Origin of the sequence: Acetobacter sacchari (genome assembly GCF_017377715.1) — a bacterium.
Taxonomy (GTDB): domain Bacteria; phylum Pseudomonadota; class Alphaproteobacteria; order Acetobacterales; family Acetobacteraceae; genus Acetobacter; species Acetobacter sacchari.
In genome coordinates, this window is the sequence record NZ_JAFVMF010000010.1 from 1 (window position 1) to 20,765 (window position 20,765).

General features: G+C 60.1%; 20 protein-coding genes. All 20 read right to left on the reverse strand.

Annotated features, from left to right (window positions below; genetic code table 11):
- Positions 1-2: 2 nt before the first annotated feature.
- Positions 3-2,354, reverse strand: a complete 2,352-nt coding sequence (locus tag J2D73_RS10120) for a type IV secretory system conjugative DNA transfer family protein (protein WP_207881452.1) — start codon at positions 2,352-2,354, stop codon at positions 3-5.
- Between the two features lie 3 nt (positions 2,355-2,357).
- Positions 2,358-2,984 carry a hypothetical protein gene (locus J2D73_RS10125; protein WP_207881453.1) on the reverse strand — a complete coding sequence of 209 codons (627 nt, stop codon included), beginning with the start codon at positions 2,982-2,984 and terminating at the stop codon, positions 2,358-2,360.
- An 11-nt stretch (positions 2,985-2,995) separates the two neighbouring features.
- Positions 2,996-4,144 carry a secretion/conjugation apparatus DotM-related subunit gene (locus J2D73_RS10130; protein ID WP_207881454.1) on the reverse strand — a complete coding sequence of 383 codons (1,149 nt, stop codon included), beginning with the start codon at positions 4,142-4,144 and terminating at the stop codon, positions 2,996-2,998.
- Entirely contained in the window at positions 4,141-4,656 is a 516-nt protein-coding gene (locus J2D73_RS10135) for a lytic transglycosylase domain-containing protein (protein ID WP_243429842.1), read from the reverse strand. The genes J2D73_RS10130 and J2D73_RS10135 overlap by 4 nt, the downstream gene beginning before the upstream one ends.
- Complete coding sequence (locus tag J2D73_RS10140) at positions 4,656-5,096, reverse strand: hypothetical protein (RefSeq protein WP_207881455.1); 441 nt, start codon at positions 5,094-5,096, stop codon at positions 4,656-4,658. The genes J2D73_RS10135 and J2D73_RS10140 overlap by 1 nt, the downstream gene beginning before the upstream one ends.
- On the reverse strand, positions 5,093-5,341 hold the full coding sequence (gene icmT, locus J2D73_RS10145) for an IcmT/TraK family protein (RefSeq protein WP_207881456.1): 249 nt from the start codon (positions 5,339-5,341) through the stop codon (positions 5,093-5,095). The genes J2D73_RS10140 and icmT overlap by 4 nt, the downstream gene beginning before the upstream one ends.
- A complete protein-coding gene (locus tag J2D73_RS10150; protein ID WP_207881457.1) occupies positions 5,341-6,507 on the reverse strand; it encodes a type IV pilus twitching motility protein PilT in 1,167 nt (388 codons plus the stop codon). The genes icmT and J2D73_RS10150 overlap by 1 nt, the downstream gene beginning before the upstream one ends.
- Positions 6,504-7,541, reverse strand: a complete 1,038-nt coding sequence (locus J2D73_RS10155) for a type IV secretory system conjugative DNA transfer family protein (RefSeq protein WP_207881458.1) — start codon at positions 7,539-7,541, stop codon at positions 6,504-6,506. Before J2D73_RS10155 ends, J2D73_RS10150 begins: the two co-directional genes overlap by 4 nt.
- Positions 7,534-7,992, reverse strand: a complete 459-nt coding sequence (locus tag J2D73_RS10160; RefSeq protein ID WP_207881459.1) for a DotD/TraH family lipoprotein — start codon at positions 7,990-7,992, stop codon at positions 7,534-7,536. Before J2D73_RS10160 ends, J2D73_RS10155 begins: the two co-directional genes overlap by 8 nt.
- 214 nt (positions 7,993-8,206) lie before the next feature.
- Positions 8,207-9,934 carry a hypothetical protein gene (locus J2D73_RS10165; protein ID WP_207881460.1) on the reverse strand — a complete coding sequence of 576 codons (1,728 nt, stop codon included), beginning with the start codon at positions 9,932-9,934 and terminating at the stop codon, positions 8,207-8,209.
- Positions 9,931-10,233 (reverse strand): hypothetical protein, encoded by a 303-nt coding sequence (locus J2D73_RS10170; protein ID WP_207881461.1) that lies wholly within the window; start codon positions 10,231-10,233, stop codon positions 9,931-9,933. The genes J2D73_RS10165 and J2D73_RS10170 overlap by 4 nt, the downstream gene beginning before the upstream one ends.
- A gap of 205 nt (positions 10,234-10,438) precedes the next feature.
- A complete protein-coding gene (locus J2D73_RS10175; protein ID WP_207881462.1) occupies positions 10,439-13,522 on the reverse strand; it encodes an ATP-binding protein in 3,084 nt (1,027 codons plus the stop codon).
- 12 nt (positions 13,523-13,534) lie between these two features.
- The gene (locus tag J2D73_RS10180) at positions 13,535-14,164 is read right to left on the reverse strand and encodes a hypothetical protein (RefSeq protein WP_207881463.1); all 630 of its coding nucleotides are present in this window, start codon (positions 14,162-14,164) and stop codon (positions 13,535-13,537) included.
- A 12-nt stretch (positions 14,165-14,176) separates the two neighbouring features.
- The gene (locus J2D73_RS10185; RefSeq protein WP_243429843.1) at positions 14,177-14,623 is read right to left on the reverse strand and encodes a hypothetical protein; all 447 of its coding nucleotides are present in this window, start codon (positions 14,621-14,623) and stop codon (positions 14,177-14,179) included.
- Between the two features lie 92 nt (positions 14,624-14,715).
- Positions 14,716-15,252: a hypothetical protein gene (locus J2D73_RS10190; protein WP_207881464.1), complete on the reverse strand. Its 537-nt coding sequence runs from the start codon at positions 15,250-15,252 to the stop codon at positions 14,716-14,718.
- A 10-nt stretch (positions 15,253-15,262) separates the two neighbouring features.
- Complete coding sequence (locus J2D73_RS10195) at positions 15,263-16,462, reverse strand: hypothetical protein (RefSeq protein ID WP_207881465.1); 1,200 nt, start codon at positions 16,460-16,462, stop codon at positions 15,263-15,265.
- 78 nt (positions 16,463-16,540) lie between these two features.
- The gene (locus J2D73_RS10200) at positions 16,541-17,773 is read right to left on the reverse strand and encodes a DotG/IcmE/VirB10 family protein (protein ID WP_207881466.1); all 1,233 of its coding nucleotides are present in this window, start codon (positions 17,771-17,773) and stop codon (positions 16,541-16,543) included.
- Complete coding sequence (locus tag J2D73_RS10205) at positions 17,773-18,750, reverse strand: DotH/IcmK family type IV secretion protein (protein WP_207881467.1); 978 nt, start codon at positions 18,748-18,750, stop codon at positions 17,773-17,775. Before J2D73_RS10205 ends, J2D73_RS10200 begins: the two co-directional genes overlap by 1 nt.
- 4 nt (positions 18,751-18,754) lie before the next feature.
- Positions 18,755-19,390: a DotI/IcmL/TraM family protein gene (locus J2D73_RS10210; RefSeq protein ID WP_207881468.1), complete on the reverse strand. Its 636-nt coding sequence runs from the start codon at positions 19,388-19,390 to the stop codon at positions 18,755-18,757.
- A 137-nt stretch (positions 19,391-19,527) separates the two neighbouring features.
- Positions 19,528-20,415, reverse strand: coding sequence for a hypothetical protein (locus J2D73_RS10215; RefSeq protein WP_207881469.1), 888 nt, complete (start codon positions 20,413-20,415; stop codon positions 19,528-19,530).
- Between the last annotated feature and the right edge of the window lie 350 nt (positions 20,416-20,765).

Below are 20,765 nucleotides of genomic sequence, written 5' to 3' on the forward strand. Positions count from 1 at the left end.
GATTACGCGACGAGCCGTCTTGATAGTTCGTGAATCCTCCGCGCCAGAACCCGTGGTTCAGAAGGCTCGGGTAGCTCGGCCTCGTAGCGCCGGGCGTCACCAATAACGCGCGCCCGGACGCCGAGAAGCAGGAGAGCCTGTTTGCGGGCAACCCCGGGTCGCGGATCGATGGTGCGCTCGATCGCGTCGAGCGTGCCCAGCAAAACGCCATCCAGAGGCGGACGCGGAGAGGGTGGTGTCCGATAGCCGGGCTTGGGAGATAACGCGGCGTCCCGCAACATAATGGTGAAAGGTGTTCGTTCCGCCTCTTCACGGCGTGCGGGAAAGCTGATCAGGGCATTATCTGATCCCGGAACGGGTTCGACGGAAAGCCCGACGAGTGCGCTGGAGATGACAGGGAACGCCCGGCCGAGAGATGCGGCATCATCCCCTATACTCCTGATTTCAGCGCACAGGCGCTCAAAGGCCGGTTCTGTGACAGGGGTATGAAGTTCTGAGCGATAGCTGCCGTTTTCTATGGTTTCGAGCACGGCGCGCGTCTCATCGTCCGGAGCGCTACCGTCCAGAACGATCGGCGCGGAAAGCATGACGGGTTGGGCCGTGCGGATGACGCCAGTACGTCCGTTGACCTTCGCAAAGAATGTTTTCGAATGCACCACGCGGCCCGCAAACATGGTGATGGCCTCACCCTCGATCAGGGACTGGAGATCGGCCCATGGAATCCGCGCGACTTCCCGGATCTCGGCGCCACGTCCCTCACGGTAGCTGCCGGCGGAATTACCCTCATAGTGGGTCGCCTGCGTCACTTCCACACGGTCTGATTGTTTCTCGATCCACTCGCGGGTCCGCATGGCGTCCTGCAAACGCATCGCATGGGTCAGGTTTGCGTTGCCGAGAAGAGTGAACGCTTTGTCGCCGATCCGGGTGGTAAGGCCGGGCAGGTCCTGGAATCCGAGCCAGAACATGCAATTCAGCCCGCGTCCCATAGCGAGCATACGGTCCATGCCGTCAGTGGCGTAGGCGCTCAGTTCGTCGAAGAAGAACTGGTATGGCGCGTCGCCAGATCCTGCCTTCAGTTTGAAAATCTCCTCGGCCGGACCATTAAGCCTCGCTCCAAGAAGCTGGGCCATCACGGCGCGCACAGACGCGACGATGATTTTGCCGAGCCCGGCGAGAGTGTCGGAAGAGTTTTCGAGAGAGGGAAGGATCACCAGCAACACGCGGCGATTGAGCACCACATCGCGCATGTCGATATCGCCATTCTCCACCTTGAAGATATGACCAAGACTTACGGCGAACTGCGTGAAGATCTTCGAGAAATACATGGTCGCGAAACCATGTTGTTCCGATGGTCGACTTTCCTTTTGCTGGTTCCACTCAAGGCCGATGTCATAACCAGGCAATTCGCCCAGATAGGCCTGAAACGGGTAGAGCACATCGTCAGGTATGTCCGGAACCGGTATTTTGACTGGCTGGTTCTGGCCGGGATTTCGCACAAGGAATATCCGGTGGCGCGCGAGCGTCGCCAGCCAGCGAAGTTCGGTCGCGAAACGGATCGTCTCGATATTGATGGAGACGCCATGCCTGTCGCGCATCCATACCAGCGCCGGCGTGAGAGTGCCGATAAGATTCACGGCGCGATCACGGAAGACGCCGTTAGCGTCATTGGCGACGGGCTCTCCGAGCTGGCTGACGAGCATTTCGCGTATGGCGTCAGCGTTGCCGGTAGCAAATGGATTGAAGGTATTGGATTCCCTGATCGAACTCGCCGTCAGGAGATTCAGGCTCAAGATCTGATCGTCCAGTCCGTACCGGCGAGTCAGGGCCAACCCGTCGCCGTAAACGGTGTTGTCTCCCTTCCCGTCGATCAGGAGAAAACCTGAGCCATGCGCAAGGGGGTTGGCCAACAGTGAAATTGCAGACGTGGTTTTGCCTGCGCCGGTCGTTCCTGGCATGGCCGCGTGCTGGCGGGCTGCATCAGATGACAGCCATAGTTGTTGTCCGGTCCTCGCCTCTGTCCCGAGATAAACGATGCCGCCAGCTTTTTTGGGCTTCCGCGTCTCAGGATCCAGGTCGTGTTCATCCGCAAGCCCAGAATACCGTGGCATGTGGAATGGCAGCACTGGTCTGCGTGTCACGACCCATATGGTCACCAGAATTGCGAGAGGCAAGGTCAGTCCTATGACCGCTGGCGCTAACCACGAAACACCCGCCAGGACGAAGAGCACGAAACCGGACGTTGATGTCCGCATCTCCTCGACAAAGCGGTCGAGGAGAGGGCGTGTATCACGGTAGGTTGCTCCACGCCGGATCTGCTGGTGGCTCTGAGGGCCGCCAATCTGACGTTTCACCATAAATCAGGGCTCCAGACCGAATGGCGCCGCCGCGTTGCCTGCGCCAGACTTTGGTTGTTCCGGCGCTCCGACTGTAGGGGCTCCCTGGATAGTCGGGGCGACGCCAGCAGTGGGAGCGCCACCCTGATTTTGATCCGATCGCGAAGCTGATGATCCTGCTCCATTCATCGGATACGGAGCGCCAGATGAGGAAAGCGACCGCTGAGTGTCCTGTATCGCCTGATTAACACTGCGAGGTCGGCCGAGACCGCCCTGTCCTGACCAGTCAGGTGACGTCGCCGAGCCGATAGGCCCACCAGGCAGAGGGGGCAGCAGCGGTTGCTGTGGAACTGTCCCGTCCTGAATTCCGCCATCCTGACTGATTGCGGCCGGAACGGGAGCTGATCGCGACCCCACGATCACGAGCGCGGCGAGAACGCCCATGGCGAGGCCAGGGGCGTAGTCTCTGACGCGCTTTTTCCAGCCGCTTTGCGGACGTGTTGAGGCTTCGACGATCGGGGCGTCCGGAGAAGGATACCAGTCCGTTGGTAACGCGGCGGCTTCAGGTTGTCCGATATGGACGGCCTGCGTCGCTCCAATCGCGATGACGATCGGGGCCTGGCCTTCAGTTTCGATGGTGATGGTGGTCATGATGGGCTCCTTCAGGGGGTCGTGGGGCGGGGGCGAATGGTGTCGACGGCGACGGAGACGGCAGGCGTGTAGATGGGACGGCGCGCCTTGCGTTCGGCCTCCCAGTGCGCTCTGGCGCCGGCGGCTTCCACGCGCGGGTTTGGATGGACGTCTTCTTCGGGGCGCTCCTGTGGAAACCCGAGAGAATGCAGCGCGTACCACAGCGGACGGTCGATCAGCTTCACGATGGCAAAGGCAGGCGGGGCAAGAACGCCCGCCTTGCGGCGCGCTTCGGTGAGCAGGGTCATGAGCGCGGTCGTGGTCCAGCCATTACGCGCGCAGATCTCTTCGATCCTGCCTGACACGCCAGGCGAAGCCAGATGTTCATCGGCTTGAGCCACGATGTCGGGGGGCACGGTCAGCGGCGCCTTCGGACCTTCCGGCCCGTCCAGACCGGCGGAGCGGAGACTGTCTGACAGCTTGCCCAGCATCGTCATGGCCTCGGCGCGATGCTGTCCATAATGGGCTGAGAAAACCGCAAACAGGACGCGCTCCACTGGAGACGCCTTGTTCAGCCCCGTCCAGTGTCGGCCGAGCTGAGCGGAGAAAGCCGAAATCGCCCCGGCTTCGCTAAAGCCGCCCTTGCTGTCAGTTGCGTAACGGGCGCGCCACTCCCCGGCGTGGAGGGCTGGATCGGCCGGGCGGGGCGCGCCGTCAGCCGGAGCGATGAGCTTCGTCAGTTTGCGGTCCGCAAAACCACGCAGCGTTGGAAACATGCGCGCCTGAACGTCGATCAGCCCTTCAAGGTCGAGCGCCTTTGCGAACCGGCCCGGGGCGGCTCTGAGAACGCACGTAACCCCCAGCGCAGCTATGACAATGGCGACCGGCCAGCGCAGCGCCGTGCCCAGAATCATGAGACCATACCAGAGCTGAACGGCCCTGATGCGATCGGGCCACCACGAAGCGGTCACAAGTTGCTGGCGGAGCTGAAGGATAGCCGGGCTGTGCAGATGCAAAACGTCGATCTGCCAGACCAGCGCACGAATGTACCAAAAGGATATCTGCGCGTGCCAATTCGTCCAGAGCATATAGGACAGGACGGCGCCGCCGAGGATGATGGCGAGCGTGGAAAATAGCGCGTAGTCGTCGCCAGAGGCCCAGGGGCTGCGACTGGAGCTCATGACGGCCGCCCTTTCTGAGTGCGGGCCATCATGTCCGTCGCGATATGGTAAAAACGCCTCAGGTAGTCGTCACCGAAACGTGGCGTGTGCGAATGGTAGAACGCCACGGCCTGCCAGAGATCACCGTGCGTCTCCGTCATCGCCTGCCCAAGGATCCAGCTTCCCGCCTCGATGTTTGCGCATACGTTGTCGCGCAGGGCGAGGTAGGCGTGCTGTGGTGTGCTGCGCCAGTGTTGCGCGACCTTGGGAATCCACGTCGAATTGACCTGCATCGGTCCCAGATCCACGGTTCCGTTGCTGTTGTCGCTGACGGTTCCCGAACGACCGCCCTCGACATAGAGCAGCACCAGAAGAACGCCGGTCGGAACATGCGCGTTGGTCGCCGCGGCGGAGAGGCAGGCCTGGACCCGGCGCCCCTGGGTCAGCGCGTCCTCAGACGTGATTTGCGCATGAGCGGAGTGTGACAGGCCGACGATCATGCCGATCGCGGCCGCAGCAGAAGCGAAGCGCATTATCCTTCCTCCTGGATCTGAACAGGAACAGTCCTGAGCCGGGATCGGGCGTCTCCCCAGAGGTCGACGAAGTCGACCAGCCGGATTGGGCCGTCACTGACGGGCAGGGATTCAAAAGCGTCGATGACGCAGAGCATCAGGGCCGACCATGAGCCGGCGCGAATGGCGTTGAGCGCGTAACCAAGAGTCGCATCAGCGCTCTCACGGATTTCCAGAGCGAACCCTGTTCCCGTGAGGTCGAGCCACAGGGCTTCGGCGGCGACGACGATAACGGGCAGATAGCCGTCGGACCGCGCCAGCTCTTCATGGCTGACCGGGCTTTCAAGACCTGTGGCGGGATCATGGACGATCGCAGGTCGACCAATTTCCTTCAGGAGCGCAAGGACGGCGGTGGAAACGTCGTCAAGGCGGACGGCAGGAACTGTAGCCATGACGTTCATGAGAAGCGCCGCCGCTTCCACGTCGGCAGGGCAGTCCGACGGTTGCCGACAAGCCAGCGCCGTGCCGCGCGTAACGCCGCCGGCATTGTGAGCCCGAAGAAGGAGATGACGCCGAAGAAGACCGTGCTGACGAGACCGATGATCAGCGTGGTCCAGCTCCAGTCAACCACCGCCAGAAGGATAGGCAGGCAGCTACGCGCGTCGAGAATGAAGACCCTTACGGGCAGGCCTGTTCCACGCCACATCAATCGTCTCTCCTTTTTTCCATGAGGGCGGTCTCCTCGGTGATCAGGCCCTGATCGAGCCGCATGTCGATCGAACGTTCGTAGCTCTGGCCGTCAGTTTTCAGAACATCTGCAATGAATTCCGGCCATGAATCAGGATCTGTCCGCATCAGCTTGAAGCGCAGATCCCTGTCGAATCTCAGAAACTCCCTGATCGCGACACGCCCGCCGCCCTTTCGGGGCACGAGGCGCTGGTTGAGACAGAAGCGCATGGACTGCGCGAGAGCCGAGACCAGGTTGTCGCGCTCCTCGCGCGCGCACAGAGAGACGGCCCGCTGCATCATGAGAGGAACGTTGTCGGCGTGGATGGTGGTCCCGAGAATGCCGCCGGTCATTGCGCAGTTGATGGCCGCTCCCATGGTTTCGCTGTCGCGGCATTCGCCAACGATAAGTTCGCTCATTTCTCGCCGCATCGTGCCGCGCACGAAGGTGGCGAACGTCATGTGCGGCGGGCGAATTTCCGTCTGGGTAATTTTGGAGCCCGTCGGCGAGCGGATGTAATCCATCAGGAACTCGACGGGGGCTTCGCCTGACGCGATGTTGAAATTCGCGTCCGGACGCATGACCTTGTCTTCCGCGAGCGCGAACGTCAGTGACGATTTCCCGGACCCGGTCGCGCCGCCCGTCAGTTTCATGCCCGAGCGGATGTCGTTGCTGGCGATCACTTCGGGTTCGACGTTCTGGGATTCCAGGCTGGGCGGGCGGAAGGGAATGGGGCGCATGACGATATGCACGCCCTGTCCGCGCAGCACCTCGCACGGGGTGTAGTTCACCCGGAAGCGCAGCGTTTCACGCCGGTTCAGTGAAACGGAGTAAGCGCTGTCCAGATCATGATAGATGGCCAGCATCGACATGCCGTCCTGGGCATACATGTGTCCCACAATGTCGCCGATGGCGAAATCATCCGTGGTTCCGAGCGTGGCGAAGCGGACCTGTCCGTGGACATTGATGGTCACAGGGTGACCTGTCTTGAAATCGATCCGAGATGCGCCCAGCCTGTATGCCCATTTCAGAAGGTCATCGAGACCAGGCGCATGCTTGCGACGTTCCGCCACCCAGCCGTAGCCCGCGCGGCCTTCATTGTCCCATGTCTCGCGATCTCTGGCAGGCGGGACGATGATGTTCATCGGCATCGATCCGGATAGAACGGAGCGCTGTATCCGTAGCCACGATCGCGTCGAAGGCCCTGAAGCCCCGGCTGGCTGGTGATGCGGATCACCCGATCGCCGACATGCAGGGTGTCGCCGCCGCCCACGCTCGCTTTTTGCTCGAATACAACATGCGGCTGTTCAACGCGGCCGTTGGCCAGCAGGACTCGGTAGCGCGCCATCCCGACAATATCGCGTTGCAGACGGGCAAGGTCGGAAAGGAAAATCTCGGTGGCCTGCTTTTCTCCGTCCGCCCACCCTTCTGCGACCCAGTCGTTCCAGTAGCCGACTTCCTTTTCGCTTGTAGGCAGAGCAGCCGCCGCGGGATGCTGTGGCTTGTTCCAGCTCCGGACGAGATAGGTCCGCCAGTTGGGCGGCGCCGACGTCAGTTGCGCCTCGCGTGTGATTTCGAACACGCATTCGGTTTCGTGCGCCACCTGGCCTGTGCCGTTCAGGGCGAAAGCCATCTGGGCCTCGGTCACGATGGGGGGTTGCAGAAGAGTCTGTCCACCGCCGATCGGCAACACCAGAGATCGAAAATCATAGGTGGAGTCGAGCGTGTCTTCGTAGCGACGCAGCATCTCGTTGATAGCGAAGCTGCGGGCGGCCAGCCCGCCCTGCGCACCGTAAATATGCGCCGCCTCCTCAAGCGCTTCTTTCCGGCCGGGCTTTAACCCGTCAGACGCTTCGTCATTGGGGCGGGCGTTCTGCAGCGCTTCAAGCGAGAGCGGACGATCGCCCCCGACAATCTTGTCGAGTTCCTGCGCCCCCGTGATCGGCTTGTTGACCGGGTTGGCCAGCTCTGGCTCCGCCTGTTGTATGTCGTCAGCCGCGGGCTGTGGCGGCTGGGGCATCGGCACGAGCGTACCGTTCGGGGCGGGCGGGAGCGGACTGTTGCGGTAGGGGATGATGCGCCCGTCCGGACCAGTGTCGGCGGATCGCGCCGGGTGCGTGAGAGCGAGGCCCGCGAGGATCGTGCAGGCCAGAAGGGCCGGGTTGATCGTCTTACGCATGGTAGACCACCGCAATCTGATGATGGAGCGTGTCGACCTGGACGGCGGCGGCGTCGCCAGCCTGATCGCCAAGCGAGCGCAGGATGTCCAGAACGGAATTGACCCCGTTGGTCTGGACCGGAACGTCGTGGCTCCTGCCGAAGACCGTGACGGTGTAGCCGATCTCCTTGCCGAGTTTGCGCACGCCGGCGTTCAGGGGGCCTTTCCAGACGAACCAGATCTGTCGGTTGATATCGTCAGGCGTTTTGTTCTGCGCGAGGACGTTTGCGGGCGGTGACGCCCGCATGGTCCCGAGTTCTCTGAGATCGGAAGTTGTGCTCGCCACCGAGCGCTGGAGGGCGAGTTCCGGGCTGGGCATGCCCGCGGTCTCGATGGGGGCGGGATCGACATGGGCGGAGCACGCCGAGAGGCCCGCCGAGACGATCGCAAGAAGGATGGGAATGGGTTTCATGGTCTTCTCCGCTGTTGGGAGAAGCCTGAACCCTCATGATGCGACGAGATTCAAAAAAATGCCTGATCGTTGAATTATCGACGATCTCTTCGCTCGACTTACTCGTGCGATTTGGAGTGGTTGGGAACGAAGCCGAAACTTGGCTGTGCGAAGCGGCGCCGCCCTTCGGGGGCCTGGAATGAATGGGAGTTTTCCGCCCATTCATCCTGAAAGGTCAGGTTAGAAGGTTGGCATTCGAAACGTGCGTCGTTAGCGCAGCAACCATGGTCTGTCCAAGAGAAGCGGAAGAAGCCACTGCGGACGCTACGGTCGTAGATGACGTTCCATTCATAGCCGCCGCGATGTCGTTCGACCAAAGGTTGGCGGCGGCCTGAAATGAACCCGGCGCATCGGCTGGTAGAAAAGATATCGGATTCACATCAGAAACGCCCAGAACGGTTGAGCTTGATCCGTTTTCATAGGTAGTGGTGCCCATGGTCTCTTGCTGGGTCTGAGGGTCGTAAGCAGCGCCATAGGAGATGGTTTTGTCAACCGACCCGGCGGAGCTGTAGAACGATGCAGACCATGCCTGCGAGCCTTCATTGGGCAGATAAAGAATAAGGGAAGTCCCGTCCGTCTTGTCGAGAGTTATTGAAGAAATGGTGTTGCTTCCCCCTAAAAAATTCATTTGATCCCTGGACCAGTCGCCAGAAACAGGTGTGAACGCCACTAATTCTGGAGTTTGATTAGTATCTGGCGTGGTTGCTGACAGAAGCTCGGACGCCACTATATTGCTTCCATCGGCAGACCAGACATCACCGCCGCTTGTATAACTCCCATATTGATTCGGCCCAGTGGCGCCACTGATGCTTTCGACTATACCACCAGACGGATTGTAGATATTATTACTTAGTATAGCGCCCAAACCATCTGTTACGCTTGCCTGCTGGTAGGTAATGAAACTGTATGACTCATCGTCATTGACATGGGCGCCAACAGAATACCCAAGCTGCAGACCGCCGTCTGAGGTGTCGCTTTGCGGGGCGTTGCTCCCTCCAAATATGGTACTGTGGGCGGTTCTGTATTGCCTTTCAGCGGAGAGGTCACCTGCCGATAATGTTGGGGCATTGGCGATGAGGTTTGCGCCTAATTCAGTTGTGGAGGTCGTGACGGACGACCATTTCCCCGTTCCTTCATCATAGATGTTGCCGTCGATGACATCTGGCGATCCCACGATTGGCGCCCCTGACGCAATATCGTACATGCGGGAGAAGAGGTCTTCCTTGACGGATAGGGGAGCCGAGGCGTTGTAAGCCGTTTGCCCGATATTTTTCAGGTCAGCAAGAAAGCCTGTCACACCATGCGAAAAATCAACAGGGCGGGTATCATTCGCAGCCGCAGCGTTCGCTGCGAGGAATTTGTCGAACTGGCCGCCTTTATCAAAATCTGTTCCCGAGACTAGAGCTGCCGATATCTGATCGCCAGGTGTCGAGCCTGTCGTCCCATTGGAGTACTGCGGAGCGCTGGTCCAGTAGTAAAAAGAACCGCCCCACCCGCCGATGGTCAGCCCAAAATCCGAGATCGCGACCGATATGTCCTGACCAAGAAGCTGCGGGAGAGAAAGTATGCTGGCTGAATCGATAATACTTCCGATGACGTGACGTCCGATATCGTCGGAAACGGCTTGTCCATTATCATCTGGTGTCTTGCCATCAAGCCTTTCCCCATAGGCTGTTTCCGACCGTATGAAATCGCGTGAGAGAGAGAAACTGCTATTGTCAGGGTCGTTTATCTGGACGGCCTGTTGGTACCAAAACAGCGTGCCCGCATCCAGTCCAAGTGTATTCTGGTTCGATGATATATAGGAATAAACGTCCTGATAGCATTGGTATATGCTGCCGTTTCCTGAATTATAGTCGGTCTTTAACTTCGTTATGAAGTCGGCAGGCAGTGTGTTGCTCATTGGGAAGTATCCTTTCTAAATAGATAAACGATTGATCCAGCCAAGATACCGACAAAGAAGGCAATCAAAATAGGACCTTTATAAAACATTAAGGTCCACGAAAGCGTGAGTGGTTCGTTGTTACTGATTCTATAGCTAACAGTTATTTGGTAGCTGGTAATGATCGCGGCTATCCCTCCCGTCAGAACCAAAGATCCAATGCCACGGCCCAGCATTTTCACTAAGAGCAAATGAACAACTATGGAGGTCGGGGCAGACATGGAAAAGAACAGCGCTGCGAACAGAGCTTCTGCCAGCACGTACACTCTCCCGCAGTCAGGACACCCTATTTTACTCTCTGCTGCGGAAAGATGTTGCGTGAAGTACAGAGACAAGGCCATGCAGGGCATGTAAAGAGCAGCCCAAACGCCGGAAAGGACAAGTGGAGGAAAAAGGTATTTCCGAACCATCTTTCGTCTTGATCCCATATCCCGCCTCAAAGGCTGCACGACGGCCCAGTGTTTGTTACTCAGCGGCGATCGCCATATCCTCGGCCATCTCCATCGAGCGCACCCGGTCATGGACCCCTGCGGCTATGCCTCGGGCGTCGAGAATCTCGCGGGCGAGTTCGTCGATCACCCCCATCTCGGCGTCCTCGCTGGAAAGACCGGTTTCCTGCACACGGGCTTCCTTGCGTCGGGTGATCTCTCCCATGGCGGAGCCTCCAGGAAACACCGAAGCCAGATACCGCAAGGCGGTGCGAGACCCTGTCGCCGCCACCAGACGCGAGCGCAGCGCGGTGTCGCCTGGCGTGGAGCTGAAGCCCCACAATTCTATAGGCCCAAGAACATTGACGAGCTGCACCTCGTATTGGCCTTCAGCGGCGCGAAGCTGAAGAAAGAAAGGCGCGCCGCCGCGACCCGGGCCGGGGAGGGAGTTCCTCACGACGTAAGCGCTCGCAGGCGTCAGTTCCCAGCGCGAGATGAGTTCATCAGCATCGCTGGTGTCGCCGGTTTTGAGCACCCAGCGTCCTGTGCTCAGTCCCAGGAGATCGTCGCTGAAATCCCGCGGACGCTGGGATATGAATCCCATCTGCACGTTATGTTTGCGTCCCTCACGGACGTCGCGGACCGCCTGTGCGTCGACCTGCGGCGCGGACTGCGCCCTGTGCCATTCATCGAAATCGATGCGTTTGACGGTTTCGACCATCTCGGTGAACCGCGCCAGGTGGTAGGCGCGCATCTTGGCAGGCATGACCGGTTCGTCCGCGTAATCCGGATGCAGGAAGAAGTTTCGGGCGATGAGCTGACGGCCCAGCATATACATCAGCGCGGTCTGACGGTCTGCCGCGACCGATCCCTTTGGCGCCACCTCGGACAGATCGATCATGATCACACGGGCGTCGCCCACGTCGAGCTGGGTAGGGGCGGCGAGTGTGGGGAAGTTCTTGATGACGTTCATGATATAGCGGTCGAAGACGTCGATCAGGCTCTCCCCGGTCTCGATCTTGATTTTCTCGTATCGCTTGGAGATTTCTGGCGTTCTGGCCGCGCGCAGGAGGTCCTGCAGGATCGGCACTGCGTGACGCTGGGCAATGCCTGCTGCGCGATAATCCCCGACATCGAGCAGGGCCTCGACCACGTCCCGCCACCAGGTCGGGTCGTCGTCGCCGCCATGGTGCGGCAGCGCAAGACCATGTTTTTCAATGGCCGCGTCAACAAGAAGCTCGGTTCCCGGACGGTAGAGCTTGGGTTCGCCGCCTGAAACATCCGTGCAGAGCCTGTAAGCTTCGTCGATCACGTCCTGGACCAGGTGATCCATCCCCTCGAAGGGAGGCTTACCCAGAGGCGTTGCGAGAAGGGAAATAAAGTTCTCCAGAAAGACCCGCTCCAGCGGCAACGGATATTGCAGACCAAGCTGGAGATCGAACACGTTGATTTCATAGCCATGACTTTTCTGAAGCTTAAGAAAAGCAGCCTCGTGCGCGCGCTCCGGGCCAAGGGCCGATTGCAGGAGATCCACAAAACCTTTCCCGCCCGGGCCGATATCGAGCTTGCCTATGAAGGGCAGTTTCGCGCCCGTCCCGGACAGGGCGGCGGAACTCAGAACAAGGCCGAGATTGATCGTGTTGCTCAGAACGGTCTTGCCGCCCCCCATCGGAGCCACGATGATATCGGCCACCGCCTCACGCAGGCCGCCGCCCGTTGGATCGAAGGGCCAGATTGAGCCGTCGGGCCTGCGGAAAAGAATGCTGCCCTGTCGCCACGGGGAGGCGCTTCGCGCCCATGGCATCTTGGCGAACGCGTCGCCCACCAGCGCAAGAGACGGATTGGCCGTGCTGCCCAGCGCCAATGTGGGGATCGATCCCATGGCGGCTTCCAGCGGATCGCCGCTTACGCGTGTCGTCTTGCAGTTGCCCCAGCCCTCGATCGCCTGCGACAGGGCCGAGGCCTGCCGACGCAGTTTCGGCTCCTGCCCGACCGGCGCCCATGTCGTCGCCGTCATGCGCAACCGGACCGAGTTGTGATTGTGGTGCTCGCGGGCGTCCTTTATGGACGCGAAAGCGCGGCGGATGTCGCCGTTTCCTGGCAACATCGCCAGAAATCCGGCGCCGATCTGTTTGAAGGCGAACGCCGCGCCGCCCCCGCTTTCAAGAATCATGGCGCTGCGCCATGGCACGCGCTTTTTTCCCAATACGGCTGAGAGCTCGGAGAAGGGGCGCGGATCTTCCGGACCAATCACCATATCGACGGGCGCGTAGCTGTAATCGCCTACGGTGACGAGCTGTCCGCCCACGGTGTGAGCGTCGGCGTTATACATCTGATCGCGGATTGCCGGCCAAAGTTCTCCCTCGGGCGTCGGCCCTGGGGCGTCAGGATCATCGGGGAGGCGCGGCATGATCCGATCGCCGATCAGGCATGGCTTCCAGTTCGTCGCCGTCGTTTCACGATAGATCACCTCACGGGTCACGCTTAGCGCTTCATGGGGATCGAGGATCGTGCAGGAGATATCGAGACCCTTCAACGCGCCTTCTACTCTTTGGACGAAAGCGTCATGACGGGCCGCCATGATTTCACTACGCAGGGCGAAACGCTGACTGTATCCGACGCGCGGAAACGCCTTTGCGATCTCCGCCTGTTCTGCGGCGGACTGCTTGCGCTCTTCGCGGGTGAGAACCCCCTTGCGCGTCCACAGGACGTAATAGGCGGATTCCGAACGCATGACATCCGGCCAGCGGCGACGCCGTTCTCCGAGCAGATCGTCCATATCGAGGCCAATGCGCCTGGCGATGCCTCGGCATGAGCTGAGGCACATGCGATCGATCTCGGGACCGGCGGTGTCTGGATCCGAGATATACCAGCCTACGATCGCGTGCCCCTTTTCTTCGAGGAGGCCCTGAAGCTCGATGCGCTGCTGCTCGGCGATGGCCTCGATCTCCTGGCGGGTGCACATCCTGCGCAAACCGCTCACGCGAAGAACAGAGACATACTCACCGCGTTTGGTGACCAGACGATCGCCATGCGTGGTCTCGACGTCACAGAACGCCTGCAGAGGCTGACGGAGAGCGAGGCTGACGCCCGCGAGTATGGAGGAGAGATAACCAGCCATGATGTGCACCTGTCAGGATGAATGGGAAAGGACGCGCTCACGCGCCATGAGGATGTCAGGATAGATGTCGTCAGCGCCGTCATAGAGCCGGCCCAGCGGCAACAGCTTCAAATTCGACAAAAGGAATTCAACGCCCTCGGCGACATCCTTGCGGCCGACGTCCGCCATCAGCAGCGCGGTCGCGACATGGCCTGGCGCTGTCGACTGGAGGCGACGAAAAGCTTCGTCGGAGCGCATGAACAGGGTGCGGTACGCCTGAACGGCTGCGACAGCCTGCGGCGTCAGCAGTCCGGGCTCCTGCCCCGCGGCCAGCGTGGCCACGAGCTGGCGCCAGACATCGGCCTTCCGCCCGCCTGATCTGAACAGCGCGAGATGGGCGTGGGCCGCCAGCGCGAATATCTGCCCCTGGTCGAGTTCCGGGCACCAGATCAGGATCGCCTCGCGGTCGATCGTCGGTCGATCGAGAGATTGGAGAAGAGAACAGACGCGGCAGACGAGAATGTCAGCCGCGTCCGCCCAGTGTTCGCCTGTTGGGACGAGAGGCAGTCCACAACAGGCGCAGGGAGCATTCCCCAAATCCGCCTGAGCGACCGCGCGCCCCGAAGAGGGACGCACAGAAAGACGGAATGTGGGCTGCGCCATTTTATGCCCGCCTCAGTTCCCGCCGGTGAACTGATAGGCCTGCGCCTGGGTGCCCACAGTCGCCTGTCCACCCGAAGCAGTATTGGCCGACTTGTTGATCCAGCCGGGAGCGGTGGCAAAGATACCGGCCAGAACAAAGCCAGCGAAGCCCATGCCAATAAGACCGGGGCTGCTCTGCCGTTCGTTCCGGCTTTTCCAGAAAGCCCACCCTCCCATCACGAACAGGGCAAAAGCCGCGCAGTAGCAAACGGCGGCGACGGCATAGCCGAAAGCGGTCAGACCCTCTTGGGACATGCTCTGGACCTGGGCGCCGATGCCGCTGCCATTGCCGCCCGTGGTCTGGGCAAGCGCATGATTACCCGCCATAGCGGCGCAGACCACGGCGAGAAAACCAGCCTGTTTTGCAAACCGCGCGATTCCGGGGATCCGGCGTGTGTGCGCTTCCAAAAGCGATTTCATAGATAGTACTCCTGTTGTCATGACAAACGGGGATCAGCCCCACAGTTGAGGGAGCCTGTTCATGATGAGACGAAACAGACTTATTTTGAGATTCAGTTTGGCCAGTAGCTGAGCAGCCAGTTGGCCTCCTTCACCGGATTCAGGAGGATGACGCCCAGGGTGAACTGACAGATGCAGCCAAGACGGCTTCGGTTGTTCTTGCCCGTCATGGCTCCCTGCCAGGAAAGGACAGCGAAAAAAGCCACCCACGCCCCAAACGTCTCGAAAAACATGGCGAAATCCTTGACCACCTCGATGATGGCGTCGTGCGGGCCTGTGCCGGAAATCGGCGAGACGCCGCCCGTGTAGCCAGTGGGCGACGCCGAATTCAGGCTGACCTGCACATCGAGATTGGCGGAGTGGGCGGACTTGGTCAGGATCCGGTCGAATGCGGCGAACACCCCCGCGAGGACGATCGACGCGTAAGGAACCCAGGGTCTGTCGACATAGGGATTTTGAGGCTGACGTTGCTGCCAGATTCCCCATGCGCCGGTGATGAAGCAATAAGAGGCCGCGATGTAGCAGGCCGTGGGAAGAAACCACGACCCGCCAACCGCGAGATCATTGAGGAAATTGACCAGGCCTTCCACGGCGCGCTCCTCAGTTGATCAGACCGTGATCCGTCCGGATCACCCAGTTCGTGCCCGACTGAGAAATGGATTTGACGACGCCATACCCCCTCAGGTTGGTCCCCGGCTCGACTTCGAGCTGGCTGGGCTCGCCGGCGGGCGCGTTGTCATCCTGAACCATCCCCAGAAGAGGCGAGGCGGACACGATGCGGTAATGAGGAACCCAGTTTCGCACGGGCGCCGGGGCAGGTTGGGTCGTAGCTGGTTGCGCAGTGGATGGCGTCGGGCTCGCGGAAGAAGAGGCTGGGTCGGTTGACGGACGCGCCATGGCGGCTGCAAGGGCGCGTTTGGCCTGATCCGCCGCATCCTCGCGGGCGCTGGTCTGCACGTCCGCGGCGTCCGCGACGGCTTTCTTCGCTTCGAGCATGGCGAGCCTGCGCAGGATATCCGCGTCATGTTGCGTCGCCGCCTCATGGTCGCGCTGCAATTCCGTGCGGAGCGCTGCGATTTCGCTGCGTGATTGCTGCACGAGAGAGGCCTCCATCGTCACGAGCTGGAGGACGTCGACCTGATCTTTTGGGGCGAGGGGTGCGGCGACCAGATGGCTCGCAGCGTCTGCGGCGTTCTGTGGGGTTATCGCAGGAGCCGAAGACGTCGGCGCAGGTTTCTCCGGGGTTTCCACGGCTTCGGTTGGGCTGGTGGCTGGTGTTGAGGGCGGGTTGGCATGATCTGCGGCTTTCCCATGAGGACCGGCCGCCAGCATCGCATCGAGATCATTCCCCGGCTGAGCCTGAAGGGCCACTGGTGGCTTCACGGGCGACGGAGAGGCTGCGGAGCTGGAGGGACGAACTACGACCGGAGCGGGTTGGGTCGCAGGCCGAGGATGCGGTTGGGCGGCGGGGGTTAGGGGCGACGCGACGATGCCGACTTCCTGTCCCACGGGCTGAACAGGACGGGATGCGGGCCGCAGCGACCATACCCCAAGCGCGACGACGAGGGCGCAGGCCGCGCCGCCTGCAAGGAGGACCTTCTTGTCCGCAAGCCCTGTGCGTGAACGCGCGGCTGGAGGCGCCTGTGATGCGGCCTCGGTTTCGATGCCGTCGTCCTGCCCGGACTCATTGCCTTCGGCTTCCTCTGGCGACGGAGCGGTGCTCCCGGGATGGAGGCGGCGGATAGTCGCCGCGCCTGTCTCCGGGAAATTTTGATAGCTGGAGCGTGGTTCTGCTGACATGAGGCGATCCTGCCCTTTCTGATGAGACTGAGGGCAGGATCGCTGGTCGTCATGCGACGGAAATGAAAAAAACGCCGTTCAATGGCGAGTTTCGACATTCTCCGTAAACATGACCCCGACACTGCCATTCGCCGCCAGATTGATTCGGGCCTGCGTCGGCATCTGTTGCATCATGGCGCTGTTCACCTGGCTTGCCGCCTGACCTGCCGCGACACCCAATTGCTGGGGAAAGTTGAGCCGTTCTACGTAATTCACATTTCCAAGGCCGCCGATCGACCCGACCGTATTTGACGTCGTCTCCAGCGCCTGACCAAGGCCCTGCACGAAAGCGGCAGCGCCCGGAAGGATGAATCGCTGGACGTAGAGCTGGTCAACGCTCGAGGCGACAGCTGCCTCCATGGTTTTCGGAGCAACGACCATGCCGGTTACCGACAATGTCTGTCCCTTGTGCATCACCGACCGCACGGAGAGCACCAGCCGGTTCATATGTCCGCCCGCCCGTGAAACCTGTGCGATCATCCTGTCCCCGGCGATTGGTCCCGTATCCGCCTCGAGAATGACCTGTCCATTCAGATCGCTGTTTGTGGCGGTCACCGTGTGAGCGTAAACGCCGCGCCCGGCCGGGATAAGGACGGTCTGCTGCGTTGTGGCCGAACTCGTGGCCGCCTGAGACGTGGTGTCCGGCGCGACAGACGCGGCCTTGCTGTCCTTCCGAACGCCGGAATCTCCGTTGTCGTCGGTCGCAACCTCCTGTTTGTACATGATCGACGTTATCGGAGCATGCCCTTCCATCCCCCGACGCAGCTGCGTGATGGCGTCGGAATACAACTTGCTCCGTGGGCGGCCGTTGCCTGACTGGTTGTCGACAGGCGCAACCGCATAGGCCGGAGACGTCTGGACCGGCGGGGTCGATGGAACCGGCGCGACTTCGGCCGTTTTTGGCAAGCGCTTGGCCATAGTCGGATCGTCAGCCTGTCCCACCTCTTCTATTTCGGCGCGGGGAGGGGTGGCCGACTGCCCAGGTGCGATATCCGGCGTATAGGATTGTCCGGATTTTCCGGCATTAGTAGCCGCCTCGCGAATATCCTGTTCGCGCAACGCCTCCTGTTTTGGATCAGCATTCAGTCCACCAGGGAGCGGGTTGACGCCTTGAGTCACCCCGGCATTGGATTGCGGCATCTCCCGATGGCGTATCGAGCTGACCCCGATTACAGCGAGCACGAGAAACGCAGCGACCCCGATGATGGCGAAGAGACGACGATTTCCACCCTCGCCTGTGCGGCTCAGGATCTGGTTGAATTTTAAAGCCATCACTGCGCCTCCCTGATGCTAGCGGACACCGTGCGTCCTGAATCCGAGAGCAGGACATAAGGCGTCTCATGAAATGCGTAGATCATATAACCGCCTTCTCCATGCTCCGAGCTGTCCCACGCGGGCGTCATCAGAACGAGGCGTGTTCTGAGATACATCTCGTTCCCGATCTTCCATGCGCGCACCTCATCGGGCGACACGCCTTCAACCGACATCGGGGTCGCGGCGGCAGGCGCTATGCCGCTGAGCATGGCGTTGAGGTAGGGCTCGCCTGTCCCTGGCGCGCCTGGACGCGTATCCACGCGGACTTTCGCATTCGGTCCCTCGCCCGCGACCCTGATGGTCAGGTTGTCGTCGTAGGATCCACGTCCTGCGATCAGCAGAAAGGAAATTGGCTTTGGCGCGTCCTTCAACGTGACCAGAAGCCCGCCACGCGGTTGCAGGGAGACAGGTTGGATGTTGATCGTGTTGCTCCCCTGATAGGGAACGCACACATAAAAACCTGAGGTCTGAACGGCGGGAGACCCCGCGTTGCCTTGCCCGCCAGAAGCCGACGCGCCGCAGTTCGTACCGCCCGACGCGTTGGAGGTCATGCTGCCAAGGTTCCATGCTATCGGCCACGGCTGGCCCGTGCTGTCCACAAAGGACAACGCCGTTGGATATCCCTTGGACGTGAAAATGATGCTGGTCTGTTGACCGGGCTGGAAAGACACCTGAACGGCGGGCCGCACGTTGGGCGTCGCCATTTCCGTCTGAACGGCTTCCTGGGCGCGGTCGACTTCTTTCAGTCGGCGGCCAAGTCGCATGATTTCGTCCGGGGTAAGGGGAATTGCCTCCTGTTCAGCCTGATCACGCGCCACGCGATCCAGATCGGGCGCGCCGCCTTGCGGGGGCGCAGCCGGAGCTGCGGTCTGGGCGTTTGCGCTGAAGGCCAGAAGGGCAAGCGGAAGAAAAAGGGCGCTGAGTATTGCTTTCATGATTTTAATTCCGTGCCGGGCCAACAACCAGCTGGCTGATGGCGAGACCATCGGGATGGTCCATGTCGTCAACCCGGTCGATGACCAGGGTCGCCATGAGCGTCTGGGTGTTTTGCTGATTGACGTTTTCGCATGTCTGGATGAAGGGAAACTGCACGACATACTGGGCGCGGCCGTTTACGACCTTCTGGTCACGGACCGTTGCGGCGCGCGTCGGCTGAGCGAAACACAGCAATTTTGCCTGTTTCAGCTTGTCGAGATTGCCCTGCTTGATGAAGGACCGTGCGAAACTGTTCCAGCCGTCGATCGTGTAATGAGCGCCCGCTACATTTAGCAGAGACGGGTAGTCCCGATAATTGATGTTATATGGCGCAATTCCCCATCGAACAGCCCATGACAACAGCTGATCCTGTCCAAGGATCGGACTGTCGAGCGGCACGGCAGGGCGGGGCGGGTTCTGTCCGTCCACAAAGAAAAACTGCGGCCTCGGCGGATGCACCCAGACGAATACGTCATGAATCGCGAATATCGCCAACAGGATCGCCAGAGCGATGTTCACCCAGAGCGAGCGTTCGACGACAAGACCTTGAAAATCCGGGTCGCTGAGACGCCGGAGCGTGGCCGTGTTCTGCAATTTCATGGCGTCCTCCCGAGGAAGACACCGGCGATGGAAACTCTTCGGCCCGTCATGGGACTGTCCTTTCTGATGTCATTGAGGACAGGGTGACGAGTTCAGATGCGACCGAATGCCAGTTTTTTCAGTTCACGAACGTTTTTTTATGCCGCCAGATCATACGTATCGACAATTCCACGCAGTTTGCGGGAATTACGCGCGCGACGGCTGATGCGACGCAGTGAGCTGTTAGTCCAGAAACTGGCGTCGTCCAGGATGTTGCACGGGCGGCGGAAGATGTTGCGCGTGCGGATATAATCCAGCGCGTCTTCGGCCACGAAATACGCAAGCCGCTTGCGGCGGGAATCCGGAATGCATTCCTCGAGACTTGCGTGCGAACGCACGGAATTGGATGTCAGCAGAAAATCATCTGCGATGATGTGGTGGTTTTGCAGGGCGAAATAGCGATGCGCGCACTCGATGTTGGCCGCTTCATTCCAACGGATCTTGTCCGAATTCGGACTGCTGCTCACCGTGACCTGATAACGGCAGGCTCTGACCGCCCATGTACGGCCTCTGCGCTCTTGCTGGGTGAGGACGCTCGCCTGCGCCCAGGTCAGGATTTGGTCGGGAGCGCTCTCAAGGGCGCTTTTGCGTAACGCACAATGATGCGCCATGGCCTGCTCTCGACTCACCTGAATGCGGGCTGGCAGACCCAGAGAGCGGCGCTTGCCTGAAACGCTGGACCGTGAGCGCTTCAGCGTTTTTGCGATTTCGTCAGCCTGCGCTCCACGGTTCCACATCTGCCCCAGTATGATCAGATCACGGCGACGCCACGCCTTTTTCCGGTCAGGAACCTTGTAGCCGTCCATCGCCGGTTTCTTCGCCCAGCCCTCACACGCGGCTTCAGCCTCGCGGATCGTAATTCCCAGCAATTCAGCCGTTACCGCGAAGTCTCGCGTCAGCCGGCAGACCCGCCTGATCATGTCGGTCGAGACGCTTTGCTCGATCCAGTAGCGGTCGTTGCGAATGATGAGGGCGCGTTCGGACATGGCGGTATCCCGACGAAAAATTAATGGCGTCGGAACATAAACGTACAAACACCATCATGGTCAATATAAACACCATATACATATGCCAACCTTAATATCTGAAATAACCCCCCTAAATCCTTTGATTCCCTTATAAATTGTCGATGGTGATGGTTTGGCGCTGGCCTGAATTGCTACGCAATGTTGAATAGAATAGTCTGGCCCAAGATTAAAATGTTGTTATTAAAGGATTTTATCTTTGTATCGAGATTTTCGCTTTATCCTGGGTAAAGACGTCATCGAAATTTGTGGTGCTCGAATCAATAAAGCCAAACATCACGCTTTTGTGATGTTTGGCTTTATTTCGCACG